We start from the raw sequence: 14154 nt of genomic DNA, 5'->3' as shown, positions 1-14154 counted from the left end.
CCCGACATAGCTGCGGCGCCTGGCCGTCCGCTACGCCGCATTCCTTCCAGATTACTCCGGCGCCCGACCCGGCCAGCCCAACCCAGCCTCATTCCTCGGCAGCAGCTACGGGTTTTGTGTTTGCTCGGCGAGTTGGATGTCTTGCATAAAACGTTCGGCGGGCAGTGGGTGGCCAAGGAAATACCCTTGCAGCGAATCACAGCCCAATTGGGTCAGGAAGTTCTGCTGGACACCGGTTTCCACGCCCTCGGCGACGATGCGCAAACCCAGGGCCTGACCCAGGGCGACGATGGCCGAGACAATCGCCGCGTCATCGCTGTCGTGCTCCAGGTCGCGAACGAAACCGCGGTCGATTTTAAGCTCGTTGGCCGGCAAGCGCTTGAGGTACATCAGGCTGGAATAACCGGTGCCGAAATCATCGATGGACAGGTCCACCCCCATGTCCGACAGCTGCTGCAGCACCGTCATGCTCGCATCGGCATCGCTCATGGCCGTGGTTTCGGTGATTTCCAGGGTCAGGCTGTTGGCCGGCAGCTCATAGCGGGCCAAGGCACCGGCGACACTCTTGACCAACCCGGCATGACAGAACTGCAATGCCGACAGGTTTACCGCGATACGCCAGCCGGTGTAGCCCTGCACATACCACTCGCGCATCTGCCGGCACGCTTCGTTGAGCACCCATTCGCCAATCGGAATGATCAGCCCGGTCTTTTCCGCCAGCTCGATGAATTTGTCCGGCAACAGCAGCCCCTGTTGCGGGTGGTTCCAGCGCAACAGCGCCTCGGCACCGACCGGCAAGCCGTTCACCGCATCGAATTTGGGCTGGTAGTGCAGGCTGAACTGCTGCTGATCCAGAGCGTTGCGCAAGTCCTGCAACAGTTGCAGTTGTCGGCGCGCGTTGGTGTTCATCGATGCATCGAAGAAGCTGTAGCCATTTTTGCCGGCGCCTTTGGCGTGGTACATCGCGGCGTCGGCGTTCATCAGCAGTTCCTGGGCGTTCTGGCCATTGCCCGGGTACACCGCAATGCCGATGCTGGCGGAGATCTGCAGGTCATGGTCGGCCACCCGGAACACCCGGGAAATCAGCCCGACCTGGCGTGCAGCCACGCGCATGGCGTCATCGGGCTCGGCCAGCTGCACCAGCAGCACGAACTCATCGCCACCGATCCGCGCCAGGGTGTCTTCGTTGCGCAAATCCTCGCGCAAACGCTGGGCCACCTCCCGCAGCAACTGGTCGCCCATATGGTGGCCGAAGGCATCGTTGACCGGCTTGAACCCGTCCAGGTCGATAAACATCAGGGCGAAGCAGCCACCCTGGCGCGTCACCCGGTGCATGGCCTGGTCGATCCGGTCGGCCAGCAGGATCCGGTTCGGCAGGCTGGTCAGGGTGTCGTGCAAGGCCAGCTGGGTCAGCTCGCGGTTGGCCTCGGTCAGCGACTCGGCCAGGATCGCCGTGCGCGCTTCCAGGCGCGCATCGAGCACCGAGGTCAGCAAGGCGATGATCAGCACCGCCAGGGTGGTGATCAGCACCAGGTTATCCAGGCCCTTGCCATTCAGGCCATTGCCCAGGGCGCCGCAGAAACTGCCATCGGCAAACCGCGCGGCGGCCATGCCGGTGTAATGCATGCCGACAATCGCGATGCCCATGATCACCGCTGCACCGGCCCGGACCAGGCGCACATGGGGGGTATTGCGGCGCAGGCGGAAGGCGATCCACAAGGCCGCGGCCGATGCGCCCACGGCAATCAGCAGCGACGCGCTGAACAGCGTCGGATCGTAGTCGATGCCCGGTTGCATGCGCATCGCCGCCATCCCGGTGTAATGCATGCCGCTGATCCCGGCCCCCATCACCAGGGCGCCAAAACCCAACTGCCAGAACGGCAGGCGCGTCTGGCTCACCAGCCATAGGGCAAAACCGCAGGACAGGATGGAAATCAGCAGCGACAAAGCGGTGATCGACAGGTCGTAGCCCAGCTCGATCGGCAACTCAAAGGCCAACATGCCGATAAAGTGCATCGACCATACACCCACCCCCATGGCCAGCGCGCCGCCGACCATCCACAGCTGCGCCGCCAGGCCACGGGTAGTGGCAATACGCCCTGTGAGATCCAGAGCGGTATAGGACGCAAGAATCGCCACAAACAGCGAAATGACGACCAGCGCGGGAGAGTAGGAACCAATGAGCATCAAGGGTCTCGCAGCCGTTAAGCCTGGATCCAGGCTCGGTGGGCAAAGCGGCAGATTGTACTGATTGCACGGCAGAACGCACTCACAAAGTGAGCAGAACGCCATTAGTCAGACGGAAGACTTTATTCCGGCCCGGCATGCCCTTACGGGCCCTGTGGGCATGCCTCGAAATCAGCCGCTCCGCCCCCCAAAAACAACAAGCCTCACTGTAGCCGCTGCCGCCAGGCTGCGCTGGGCCGGACAGGCGCCGGAGGGGTGTCAGGTGGAGGGTTGTCGGGTTTTAGGAACGGCGCAGCCTGGGGCAGCGGCTACAGGGGCGCCGTGGGACAAATCTGTAGCCGCCGTGGGGTTTCAAGGGTTGGGCTTTTGCTCGCTGGCTTGCAACTGGCCGTCCCAGCCACCGCCCAGGGCGGCGATCAGTTGGACGCTGGCCACCAGGCGGCTTTGCAGCAGGTTCAGCACATTGCGTTCGTTGCTCAGGGCCGTGGCCTGGACCGCGACCACATCGAGATAGGCGATCAGCCCGGCCTTGTATTGATTCTCGGTCAGGCGCTGGGATTCCCGGGCCGCGTCGAGGGCTTGCTGGCGCACGGCGCTCTCGTCTTCCAGGACCTTGAGCTGCACCAGGTAGTTTTCCACCTCGCGAAACCCGTCGAGCACGGTTTGCCGGTACTTGGCCACAGTCTGGTCGTACACCGCCTCGGTACGGTCGACTTCCGCCGAGCGCTGACCACCGTCGAACAGGGTCATCGCCAACTTGGGTCCCACCGACCAGAAGCGGTTGGGCAGGCTGATCCAGTCGGCATAGGTGCTGCTGCTGTAGCCGCCCGCCAGGCTCAGGGTCAGGTCCGGGTAGTAGGCCGCCTTGGCCACGCCAATATTGGCGTTGGCCGCGATCACCGAGCGCTCGGCCGAGGCGATGTCCGGGCGCCGCTCCAGCAACTGCGACGGCAGGCTCAGGGGCACCTGGGGCAAGGCCGGGATGCTCTGGGTCTCGGCCAGGCTGAAACCCGCCGGAGGTTGGCCGATCAGCACCGCAATCGCGTTTTCCAGCTGGGCGCGCTGCCAGATCAGGTCGATCAGGTCGGCCTGGGTGCTCTTGAGCTGGGTCTGGGCCTGGGCCACCGCATCCTTGCCGGACACCCCGGCGCGGTACTGGTTCTCGGTCATGGTCAGGGAACGCTGATACGCCGCCACCGTGGCTTCGAGCAAACGCTTCTGCTCGTCGATCACCCGCAGTTGCAGGTAGTTCTGCACCAGTTCCGACTGCTGGCTCAGGCGCATGGCCGCCAGATCGGCAAAGCTGGCCTCGGCGCTGGCTTCGTTGGCTTCCAGGCCACGGCGCAGTTTGCCCCACACGTCCGCCTCCCAACTCACGCCCAACTGGCTGTTGTAGGTGTCGCGGATGCCGCTGGAGGAACTGCTCAGCCCCGAACTGCTGCTGCCGGTGCCCTGGCTGGCGCGGGTCTTGCCGGCGCTCAGGTCCACCGAAGGGAACAACGAACCCCGTGCGCTGCGCACCAGGGCCTGGGCCTGGCGGTACTGGGCTTCGGACTGGGCCACGGTCTGGTTGGCGCTGTTCAGCGACTCCACCAGCCCATTGAGTTGCGCATCGCCATACAGCTCCCACCAGGCGCCACGGGCCAGGGCATCGCTGGGGTTGGCCTGGCGCCAGCCCTCGGCCTGCTTGTACTGCGCCGGCTCAGCCACTTGCGGGCGCTGATAATCCGGGCCGATGGCGCAGGCACTGAGCAGCGCCAGACTCAGGCTCAGGCTCAACAGGCGCGAGCCACGAGCCAGGGCCAGGCGCTGGGCGGAGCGCACAAGAGAGTTGCGAGGCGAACAGTCAGTCATAGCGGCGTTTCCAGAGCGGCATCGGTACGTATTCCACGCCAGTGGTTGAATTTATGGCGCAGTTTATCGAGATACAGGTAAACCACCGGGGTGGTGTAAAGGGTCAGCACCTGGCTGAAGATCAGCCCGCCAATAATGGTCAGGCCCAGGGGTTGGCGCATTTCCGCGCCTTCGGCGGTGCTCAGCAGCAACGGCACAGCGCCGAGGATCGCGGCCAGGGTGGTCATCAGGATCGGCCGCAGCCGCAGCAGGCAGGCACTGCGGATCGACTCCAGCGGCGCCAGGCCCTGGTGGCGTTCCAGTTGCAGCGCCAGGTCGATCATCAGGATCGCGTTCTTTTTCACCACCCCGATCAGCAGGAACAGGCCCAGCAGCGAGATCAGGCTGAACTCGCCCCCCAGCAGGTAGATCGAGAGCAAGGCCCCGACCCCGGCCGAGGGCAAGGTCGAGAGGATGGTCAGCGGGTGGATGTAGCTTTCGTACAACACGCCCAACACCAGGTACACCGCCAGCAGCGCGCCGAGGATCATGAACGGCTGGCTCTTCTGGGTCGCGGCGAAGGCGTCGGCGGTGCCGGCCATCTTGACGATCACGTCTTCCGGCATGCCGAGCTTGGCGATGGCCCGCTCAATGGCCGCCGTGCCCTGCTCCACCGTCACCCCTTCGGCCATGTCGAAGGAAATGCTTTCCGAGGCGAACTGGCCCTCGTGGCTGACGCGGTCGTCTTCCAGGCTGTTTTCATAATGGGCGATGGTCGACAGCGGAATCCGCGCGCCGGCGCTGGTGATGACCTGCACCTGGTTCAGGGTGATCGGGTCCTGGGCGTATTTCGGGTTGACCTCCATCACCACCTGGTACTGGTTCAGGCTGTCATAGATGGTGGAGATCTGGCGCTGGCTGTAGGCGTTGTTCAGCACTGCGGTGACCATGTCCATGTCCACCCCCAGGCGCTTGGCCTGGTCGCGGTCAACCACCAGGGTCACCTGTTGCGCGCCACGGCCTTCGCGGGCATCGATGGCGGTCAGCTCCGGCAGGGCCTTGAGCGCGGTCACCACCTTCGGGTACCACTCGCGCAGCGATCCGAGGTCGCCGCTTTGCAGGATGTAAGAATACTGCGAGGTGGTCTGCTCGCGGCCACCGCCGAACTGCAGGTCCTGGTCGGCCATCAGCATCAGCTGGGCGCCGGCGACCTTGGGCATTTCCTTGCGCATGCGCTCGATGACCTTCTGCGCGGAAATATTGCGTTCCTTGATCGGTTTCAGGCGCACCAGCATAAAGGCGTTGTTGGTGCCGTTGCTGCCGCCGATAAAGCCGGCCACGCTTTCCACCGCCGGGTCCTTGAGCACGGCGCGGCGGAAGATTTCCATCTTCGGCTGCATCACGCTGAACGACAGGCCGTCGTCGCCGCGCACGAAACCGATCAGTTGCCCGGTGTCCTGCTGCGGCAGGAAGGTCTTGGGCACCACCACATACAGCGCCACGTTGACACCGATGGTCAGCAGCAGGCTGAGCAGGGTCAGGCGCCGATGGCGCAGCACCCAGTCCAGGCTGGTGGCGTACTTTTCGGTCATCCACTCGTTGCTGCGCTGGCTCCAGCGTTGCAGACGGTTTTCCTGGCCCGGGACGTGGGGTTTGAGCCAGCGCGCGCAAAGCATCGGGGTCAGGGTCAGGGACACCACCAGCGAGACCACAATCGAGGCCGCCAGGGTGATGGAGAATTCGCGGAACAGGCTCTCGATGATCCCGCCCATAAACAGGATCGAGAGGAACACCGCCACCAACGACACGTTCATCGAGAGCAAGGTAAAGCCCACTTCCTTGGCCCCCAGGTACGCCGCCTTCATCGGCGCGATGCCCTCGTCGATATGCCGGGAAATGTTCTCCAGGACCACGATGGCATCGTCCACCACCAGCCCGGTGGCGAGGATCAGCGCCATCAGCGACAGGTTGTTCAGGGAAAACCCGTACAGGTACATGATGGCGAAAGTGCCCACCAGCGACACCGGCACCGCCAGGGTCGGGATCAGCGAGGCACGGAAGTTGCCGAGGAACAGGAACACCACCAGGATCACCAGGGCCACGGCGATCAGCAGGGTCATTTCGGCCTCGTGCAAGGTGGCCTTGATCACCGGCGAGCGGTCCATGGCCAAGTTGAGCTTGACGCTGGCCGGCAGCACCGCCTGCAACGCCGGCAACTGGGCCTTGATCTCGTTCACTGTCTCGATGATGTTGGCCCCGGCCTGGCGGTTGATCACCAGCAGCACCGCCGCGTCGTCATTGAAGAAGCCGCTGTTGTAGCGGTCCTCGACGCCATCGCTGACCTTGGCCACGTCCTTGAGGCGCAGGGCTGCGCCGTCCTTGTAGTGGATGATCAGCGGTTCGTAGTCCTTGGCCTTTTCCAGCTGGTCGTTGGCCTGGATCTGCCACAGCCGCTGATCGTCTTCCACCGAACCCTTGGGCCGGCGCTGGTTGGCATTGGCGATGGCGTTGCGCACATCGTCCAGGGCCACGCCGTACTGGTTGAGCAATTGCGGTTCGAGTTCGATGCGCACCGCCGGCAGCGAGCTGCCGCCGATCTGCACCTCACCCACACCCGGCACCTGGGACAGGCTTTGCGAAAGGATGGTCGAGGCCAGGTCGTAGAGCTGGCCCTTCTGCAATACGTCGGAGGTCAGCGACAGCACCATGATCGGCGCCTGGGACGGGTTGACCTTCTTATAGGTGGGCATGCTGCGCATGCCGCTGGGCAGCAGGTTGCGCGAGGCGTTGATCGCCGCCTGCACTTCCCGCGCGGCGCCGTTGATGTCGCGGTCCAGGTCGAACTGCAAAATCACCCGGGTCGAACCCTGGCTCGAACGGCTGCTCATGGTGTTGACCCCGGCAATCGCCCCGAACGAGCGCTCCAGGGGTGTGGCCACGGTGGACGCCATCACCTCGGGGCTGGCCCCGGGCAGACTGGCCTGGACCACAATCACCGGGAAATCCATCTGCGGCAGCGGCGCCACCGGCAGCAGGCCGAAGCTGACGCCGCCCAGCAGCATGATCGCCAAGGAAAGCAGCATGGTCGCCACCGGGCGCTTGATGAACGGTCCGGACAGGTTCATCGGGAGCAGCTCCAAGCTTCAAGCCTCAAACTGCAAGAGAAAAGCGCGATCGGCGCATGCTTTTGCTGCTGCTCTTGATTCAGCTTGCGGCTTGCGGCTTGCAACTGGCCGCTGCGCCGCTTCATACGCCCTGCTCCTGGCCGACTTCGCGCTTGCCGAAGCGGCGCCCCAGGCGATCGAAGTACAGGTAGATAACCGGCGTGGTGAACAGCGTGAGGATCTGGCTCACCAACAGGCCGCCGACCATCACCAGGCCCAGGGGCTGGCGCAGTTCGGCGCCGGAACCCGTAGCCAGCATCAGCGGCACGGCACCGAACAATGCCGCCAGGGTGGTCATCAGGATCGGCCGGAAACGCAGGAGCGCCGCCTGGTAGATGGCTTTCTCCGGCGCCATGCCCTGGTTGCGTTCGGCGTCGAGGGCGAAGTCGATCATCATGATCGCGTTCTTTTTGACGATACCGATCAGCAGGATGATGCCGATGATCGCGATCATCCCCAGGTCATTGCCGCTGAGGATCAGCGCGAGCAAGGCACCGACCGCCGCCGAAGGCAGGGTCGAGAGGATGGTGATCGGGTGGATGTAGCTCTCGTAGAGCACGCCGAGCACGATGTACATGGTCACCACCGCCGCCAGGATCAGCAGCAAGGTGCTCGACAACGAGGCCTGGAACGCTTCGGCCGCACCCTGGAACTGGGTCTGCACCCCCACCGGCATGCCGATCTGCTGCTGCACCTGCTCGATGATGTCGACCGCCTGCCCCAGGGCCACGCCCGGTGCCAGGTTGAACGACATCATCACCGCCGGGAACTGGCCGATGTGGGCAATCGCCAACTGCGCCTGGCGCTCTTCGACATGGGCCAGGCTCGACAGCCGGACCTGGCCGCCGTCGGTGGTCTTGACGTGGATCTGCTCCAGGGCCTGGGGCCCGATACTCTCCCCGGCCTGGGCCTGAAGCACCACGCGGTACTGGCTGGCCTGGGTGTAGATGGTGGAGATCTGGCGCTGGCCGAAGGCGTCATACAGCGCGTCGGTGATGTTCGACACCGAGACCCCGACCCGCGAGGCGGCGTCGCGATCGATCACCAGGAACACCTGCAAACCCTTGTCCTGCAGGTCACTGGCGACATCGGTGAGTTCCGGGCGCTGGGCCAGGGCTTCCACCAGGCGCTGGCTCCAGAGGCTGAGCAGTTCCGCGTCCGGCGACGACATGCTGAATTGATACTGGGTGCGGCTGACCCGGTCTTCGATGGTCAGGTCCTGCACCGGCTGCATGAACAGACGGATGCCGATCAGCTTGTCGACCTGGGGCTGGATCCGCGCGATCACTTGACTGGCGCTCAGGTCCCGCTCGCTGTGGGGCTTGAGGTTGATCAGCAGGCGGCCGCTGTTGAGGGTGGCGTTGTCGCCATCGACCCCGATGTAGGACGACAGACTCTGCACCGCCGGGTCTTCGAGGATGATCTTGGCCAGCTCCTGCTGGCGCTGGCTCATGGCCGCGAAGGACACCGACTGCGGCGCCTCGGAAATACCCTGAATGACCCCAGTGTCCTGCACCGGGAAGAAGCCCTTGGGCACCACCAGGTACAACAGCACCGTCAGGCCCAGGGTGCCGATGGCCACCAGCAGGGTCAGGAACTGGTGCTTGAGCACCCACTGCAATTTGCGGCCGTAGCTTTCGATCAGCCAGTCGATCCAGGCGCCGCTGGCGCGGTAGAAGCGGCCCTGTTCTTCAGGCTTGGGTTCGCGCTTGAGCAGGCGCGCGCACATCATCGGGGTCAGGGTCAGGGACACCACCAGGGAAATCAGGATCGCCACCGCCAGGGTGATGGCGAACTCACGGAACAGGCGCCCCACCACATCGGCCATGAACAACAGCGGAATCAACACCGCGATCAGCGACAGGGTCAGGGAGATCAGGGTGAAGCCGATCTGCTTGGCGCCCTTGAGCGCCGCCTGCATCGGGCTGTCGCCTTCCTCGATATAACGCGAGATGTTTTCCAGCATCACGATCGCATCGTCCACCACGAACCCGGTGGCGATGGTCAGGGCCATCAGGGTCAGGTTGTTCACCGAGAACCCGGCCAGGTACATCACGCCGAAGGTGCCGACCAGCGACAGCGGTACGGCGATCGACGGAATCAGGGTGGCACTGGCGCGACGCAGAAAGAGGAAGGTGACCATCACCACCAGCGCCACGGCGATCAGCAACTCGTGCATCACGTCGGTGACCGAGGCACGGATGGTCTGGGTGCGGTCGGTCAGCACCATGACGTCCAGGCCGGCTGGCAGGTTATCGGTGATGCTCGGCAGCAAGGCCTTGATTCGGTCCACCACCTCGATCACGTTGGCCCCGGGCTGGCGCTGGATATTCAGCAGCACGGCCTGGTTCTCGTTGGCCCAGGCTGCCAGGCGCTCGTTTTCCGCGCCATCGACGATCTGCGCCACATCCTTGAGCCGCAACGGCGCGCCATTGTTGTAGGCCAGGATCAGTTCGGCGTAATCCTTGGGCGACGTCAGCTGGTCGTTGGCGTCGAGCATCGAGACCCGGGTCGGGCCGTCGAAGTTGCCCTTGGGCTGGTTGACGTTGGACGCGGCGATCAGGGTGCGCACGTCCGACAGGTTCAGGCCGTTGGCCGCCAGGGCCTCGGGGTTGACCTTGATCCGCACCGCCTGGCGCTGGCCGCCGGCAATGCTGACCATGCCCACGCCGCTGATCTGGGCGATTTTCTGCGCCATGCGCGTATCGACCAGGTCATTGAGCTTGGGCAGCAACATGGTCTTGGAAGTGATGGCCAGGGTCAGCACCGGGGTGTCCGCCGGGTTGACCTTGTTGTACACCGGCGGCGCCGGCAGATCCTTGGGCAGCAGGTTGGTGGCGGCATTGATCGCGGCCTGCACCTGTTGCTCGGCGACATCCATATTGATGTCGAGGTTGAAGCGCAGGGTCAGCACCGAGGCGCCGCCGGAGCTGGTGGACGCCATCTGGGTCAGGCCGGGCATCTGCCCGAACTGGCGTTCCAGGGGCGCGGTAACCGCGCTGGTCATCACGTCCGGGCTGGCCCCTGGGTACAGGGTCATGACGCGGATGGTCGGGTAATCGACCTGGGGCAAGGCCGACACCGGCAACAGCCGATAGGCGATCAGGCCGGCCAGGACAATGGCCAGCATGCTCAGGGTGGTGGCTACCGGGCGAAGGATGAACAGCCGCGAGAGATTCATGCGCCGCCCTTTTGCGCCTTGGTCCCGGCGGCCGGGGTTCCGGTGGAGGTGGTCGGCTTGCCTTGCAGGTGTTCAGTCGGGGTGGTCGGCACGTCGACGCTGTCGTTGACCACCTCCACCGCGCTGCCGTCCTTCAGGCGGTCGGTGCCTTCGAGCACGACGCGGTCGCCGGCGGCCAGGCCTTCCTTGATCACCGTCGATTCGCCGTTGCTGTCGCCCACCTTGAGCTGACGGATCTGCACCTTGTTGTCGCCATCCAGCGCGTAGACGAAGGTGCCATTGGTGCCGAACTGGATCGCCGCCGACGGGGCCAGGATCACTTTTTTCAAGGTATCGGCCAGCAGCCGCACATTGACGAACTGGTTGGGGAACAGGCTTTGGTCGCGGTTATCGAAGCGCGCCTTGAACTTCAGGGTGCCGGTGGTGGTGTCGATCTGGTTGTCCAGGCTTTGCAGCACGCCGGTGGCCTGCAACTGGGTGTCGCCGCGATTCCAGGCTTCGACCGGCAGCTTGGCACCGCTGTGGTAACGGGCGAGCACGGTGTCGAGGCTGTTTTCCGGCAAGGTGAAGGCGACGCTGATGGGCTGGGTCTGGGTAATGATCACCAGCGCCGTGGTGTCGTTGGCCGCCACCAGGTTGCCGACGTCCAGCTGGCGCAGGCCGAGGCGACCGGCGATCGGCGCGCGAATCTTGGTGAATTCCAGGTTGAGCTTGGCGTCGTTGACCGCCGCCTGGTTGGTCTTGACCGTGCCCTGGTACTGGCCCACCAGTGCGGCGGCGGTGTCCAGGGTCTGCTTGGCAATACTGTCCTGGGCATACAGGCCACGGTAGCGCTCCAGGTCGACCTGGGCATTCTTCAACTGGGCCTGGTTCTGCAACAGCGTGCCTTCGGCCTGGAGCAAGGCGTTCTGGTAAGGTCGCGGGTCGATTTCCGCCAGCAGGTCGCCGGCCTTGACCATCTGCCCTTCCTCGAACGCCACCTTGACCAGCTCACCGGCGACCCGGCTGCGCACATTGATGGTGTTCAGTGCCGTAACGGTGCCCAGCGCCTTGTAATACACGGGGAAGTCGCCCTCGGTCGCCGGCGCCACGCGCACCGGGATCGGCCCGGTCGCCCCGCCGAACCCCGGACGCATCGCCCCGCTTCTGCCCGCATGCCCGGCGGCGGCCTTGGGTGCTGCTTCGTCCTTCGAGGTGCTCGACGCGGGCCAGAATTTCCAGCACAGGACGGCAATGACCAGCAGGACGAGCAGGCCGAACAGCCAGCGACGGGATTTGCGGGGAGCGGAGGATTGCATGGAATGATCAACCATTGGGCGCGAGGAGGTCTTCTTGAGAAGGCTGAAAGATAAGCACTGGCGGGGGATTAGCAAAGCGCCTTTACCGGCAATTTACCTTTGGCTTACGTTTTACAACGCCCGCTAAGCCACTGAAGCACAAATAAAAACGGCCTGGACAGGGCCAGGCCGTTAATAATTGTAAAACCTGTTGCAGCCGGTTCGCGATCTAACGACGCCCAGGCCAGGCAGAAATGGCTGAGAACCTGCAGTTCAGGGTTCTAAATCCGCATTTCAAAGCCATTTTCAACGCCGCCTGAGCCCAGCGCCGCAGAACGGGGACAGAGGCTTACTTGAGAACGGCCAACGCAGCGTCGTAGTTCGGCTCTTCGGCGATTTCCTTGACCAGCTCGCTGTGCAGCACGTTGTCGTTCTCATCCAGCACCACCACTGCGCGTGCGGTCAGGCCGGCCAGCGGGCCGTCGGCAATGGCCACGCCGTAGTTTTCGATGAACTCACGGCCACGCAGGGTGGACAGGTTCTGTACGTTTTCCAGGCCTTCGGCGCCGCAGAAACGAGCCTGGGCGAACGGCAGGTCAGCCGAGATGCACAGCACCACGGTGTTGGCCAGTTCGTTGGCCTGGGCGTTGAACTTGCGCACCGAGGTGGCGCAGGTTGGGGTGTCGACACTTGGGAAAATATTCAGCACTTTGCGCTTGCCGGCAAAGCTGCTCAGGGTGACGTCGGCCAGGCCTGCACCCACCAGGGAAAACGCAGGGGCCTTGGAACCGGCTTGCGGCAGTTGACCGTTGACTTGCACCGGGTTGCCTTTAAGAGTGACTTGAGCCATGAACGGAGTCCTTTTGCACGAAGGTGATTGAACAGCGATAAGGTTTTTTCGAAAGGCCGAAGTTAACCACGAAACACGCCAACGACCTATGCCCAGCCCACAATTTATCCCCCAGATCCCGCCACATTCCCTGCGCCCCTGTGGCCGCTGCCGAGGCATGAGGCTGCGCTGGCCCTCAACACCACCACACCTATTCCAGACACTCCCCCAGCGCCAGTCAGGCCCAGCGTCCGAACGCTGGCCCGAGCCTGGGGCAGCGCCTACGGGGTTTGGGGGTCAGGCCAGCAGTTCAAGCATGTTGCGATGGCGGGCCTGGAAAATGCGCCGCATATAGGCATTCACCAGCAGCCACTCCAGCGGGGCACCGCCCAGCGCCTGGTAGGTCACACGGTCGGTGTAGAGGGTCCCACCTTCGGCCGCCTCCACCCGATGCTCATGGCGAAAGGCACGCATCGGCCCCTTGAGCATCTCGTCGACAAAATGGCTGGGGCCCACCTCACGGATCACCACCTTCCAGTTCGCCGGGATGACACCGAACATCCAGTGGCGAAACCTGAACTCGCGCCCCTCGGCGATCCGCAAGTCGTTGATATCGATCTCCCCCAGGGGCGTCACCGGCTCCGGAAAAATCTTCGGAAAGTTGCTGCCCTCCAGGCAGAAGTCGAGGACTTGCGCCGGGCTGCGCCCGGGAATGAAGGTGCTGCGTAACAAGACCGCCATTAATGAACAACTCCCTGTGTTGAAAAAAACCGCCACCGCAGGCCAAGAAAGAGTCTCAGCCAAGTATTAACGAGTCGATTTGACAACCTTCAGGTCATTCTTTCAGTTTCGTGATGCGGTATACACAACCGCCAGAGGCAGCACAGCCTATCTACCGCCGCCAGATCAGCGACCCTTGAGTTTGAGGTAGGACTGGTGCAGGTCCGAAGCCCAGCCGTCGATCACGCCTTTGACGTCGTTGGCCTGCATCACTTGGGTATCGTTTTCCAAGGGTTTGCCGGTGCCTTTGCGCACCACCTGGGCCAACACCGCGTCACTGCTGCCGTCGAGGAATACTGCTTCGGTGGCGAGGGTGGTTTCCTGGTCGCGGATGCCACTGGCGGTGCTGACTGCCGCAGCCACCAGGGCCACCGGGATGATTTCATAAGGCTTGAGGCCCTCGGTCTTGCTGCTGACCGCAGTGATCGCCGCCCGCACCACAATCACACCCGGGCCGGGACCGTTGGCCAGCGGCAGGGACTTACTCATCTCGCGCTGCAACGCCTGGTCGTAATAACGGGTCAGGCCGGACAAAGTGCTCTGGGGGATTTTTGCGGTGGGCTGGGGCTGAGGGTAGAACTGGGTAGGTTCGATGTACACGCTGCGGTATTGCTTCACGTCGAGCTTGGGATCGATCCAGCGCATCACCTCCACCCCCGAGGGCGACTTGGCTTCCTTGAGCCGGCTGTAATCCTTGAGGAAGCCGGAATATTCGTCGGGTTGGGTAACGCTGCTGGAGCAGCCGGTAATCCCGAGTGAGGCGATGCAAAGCATGCTTATCATCAGTGAACGTTTCATGGGTAACTCCTATCAGGGGCCAAGCGATGCTGGTTTGGAGGAGTTATAGGTATAGCCAAAACACGGCACTTTGCTGGCGCTGCGGAGTTGTTTCTACCCCCGTTA

9 protein-coding genes are annotated in these 14154 nt (G+C 63.5%); all 9 read right to left on the bottom strand.

Features of this window, described 5'->3' with window-relative positions:
- Positions 1-105: 105 nt before the first annotated feature.
- The 9 genes from JFU57_RS22225 to JFU57_RS22190 all read right to left on the bottom strand — a co-directional run bounded on the left by JFU57_RS22225 (position 106) and on the right by JFU57_RS22190 (position 14049).
- Complete coding sequence (locus tag JFU57_RS22225; RefSeq protein WP_201130792.1) at positions 106-2187, bottom strand: putative bifunctional diguanylate cyclase/phosphodiesterase; 2082 nt, start codon at positions 2185-2187, stop codon at positions 106-108.
- A gap of 351 nt (positions 2188-2538) precedes the next feature.
- On the bottom strand, positions 2539-4041 hold the full coding sequence (locus JFU57_RS22220) for an efflux transporter outer membrane subunit (protein WP_201130791.1): 1503 nt from the start codon (positions 4039-4041) through the stop codon (positions 2539-2541).
- The gene (locus JFU57_RS22215; RefSeq protein WP_078472112.1) at positions 4038-7145 is read right to left on the bottom strand and encodes an efflux RND transporter permease subunit; all 3108 of its coding nucleotides are present in this window, start codon (positions 7143-7145) and stop codon (positions 4038-4040) included. Before JFU57_RS22215 ends, JFU57_RS22220 begins: the two co-directional genes overlap by 4 nt.
- The gene (locus JFU57_RS33450) at positions 7142-7270 is read right to left on the bottom strand and encodes a hypothetical protein (RefSeq protein WP_274610407.1); all 129 of its coding nucleotides are present in this window, start codon (positions 7268-7270) and stop codon (positions 7142-7144) included. Before JFU57_RS33450 ends, JFU57_RS22215 begins: the two co-directional genes overlap by 4 nt.
- A complete protein-coding gene (locus JFU57_RS22210) occupies positions 7267-10365 on the bottom strand; it encodes an MdtB/MuxB family multidrug efflux RND transporter permease subunit (protein WP_078472111.1) in 3099 nt (1032 codons plus the stop codon). The genes JFU57_RS33450 and JFU57_RS22210 overlap by 4 nt, the downstream gene beginning before the upstream one ends.
- A complete protein-coding gene (locus JFU57_RS22205; protein ID WP_201130790.1) occupies positions 10362-11678 on the bottom strand; it encodes an MdtA/MuxA family multidrug efflux RND transporter periplasmic adaptor subunit in 1317 nt (438 codons plus the stop codon). The genes JFU57_RS22210 and JFU57_RS22205 overlap by 4 nt, the downstream gene beginning before the upstream one ends.
- A gap of 313 nt (positions 11679-11991) precedes the next feature.
- Positions 11992-12492, bottom strand: coding sequence for a thiol peroxidase (gene tpx / locus JFU57_RS22200; protein WP_020300412.1), 501 nt, complete (start codon positions 12490-12492; stop codon positions 11992-11994).
- Between the two features lie 276 nt (positions 12493-12768).
- Positions 12769-13212 carry an SRPBCC family protein gene (locus tag JFU57_RS22195; RefSeq protein WP_201130789.1) on the bottom strand — a complete coding sequence of 148 codons (444 nt, stop codon included), beginning with the start codon at positions 13210-13212 and terminating at the stop codon, positions 12769-12771.
- Positions 13213-13377: 165 nt separating this feature from the next.
- A complete protein-coding gene (locus JFU57_RS22190; protein WP_201130788.1) occupies positions 13378-14049 on the bottom strand; it encodes a DUF3313 domain-containing protein in 672 nt (223 codons plus the stop codon).
- Between the last annotated feature and the right edge of the window lie 105 nt (positions 14050-14154).

Source organism: Pseudomonas sp. TH07, assembly GCF_016651285.1.
GTDB lineage: Bacteria > Pseudomonadota > Gammaproteobacteria > Pseudomonadales > Pseudomonadaceae > Aquipseudomonas.
Note: the sequence above shows the minus strand (reverse complement) of the source record. Positions and strands in the feature narration are given on the sequence as shown.